Below are 619 nucleotides of genomic sequence, written 5' to 3'. Positions count from 1 at the left end.
CCTGAAGAACAGTGAATTGCAATCCCTGCGCCGCGACATCCAGTTCGTGTTCCAGGACCCGTTCGCCTCGCTGGACCCGCGCGTCACCGTCGGCTTCTCCATCATGGAGCCGCTGCTGGTGCACGGCGTGGCGAAGGGGCGCGACGCCGAGCGCCGTGTGTCCGAATTGCTGGAACGCGTGGGCATGCCGCCGGAAATGGCGCAGCGCTACCCGCATGAGTTCTCGGGCGGCCAGCGCCAGCGCATTTGCATCGCGCGCGCGCTTGCCCTGAACCCGAAGGTCGTGATCGCGGACGAATCGGTGTCGGCGCTGGACGTGTCGATCCAGGCCCAGATCGTGAACCTGCTGATCGACCTGCAGCGCGACATGGGCATTTCGTTCCTGTTCATTTCGCACGACATGGCCGTGGTCGAACGCGTCAGCCATCGCGTGGCCGTGATGTACCTGGGCCAGATCGTCGAGATCGGCCCGCGCCGCGCCATTTTCGAGAACCCGCAGCACCCGTACACCAAGAAGCTGATGTCGGCCGTGCCGATCGCCGATCCGGCGCGCCGCCATCTGAAGCGCACTTTGCTGTCCGATGAAATCCCCAGCCCCATCCGCAAGCTCGGCGACGAG

At 65.3% G+C, this 619-nt stretch carries 1 protein-coding gene; it reads left to right on the top strand.

All coding sequences use genetic code 11. The annotated features are described in order from the left end of the window. A partial coding sequence (locus tag A9976_RS23035) for an oligopeptide/dipeptide ABC transporter ATP-binding protein (RefSeq protein WP_183020927.1) occupies positions 1-619 on the top strand: 619 nt, incomplete at both ends.

The sequence above is a fragment of the Delftia sp. UME58 genome, assembly GCF_014170385.1.
Lineage (GTDB): Bacteria > Pseudomonadota > Gammaproteobacteria > Burkholderiales > Burkholderiaceae_C > Comamonas > Comamonas acidovorans.
The sequence above is the reverse complement of the archived record's forward strand: the minus strand, read 5'-3'. Positions and strand labels throughout refer to the sequence as shown.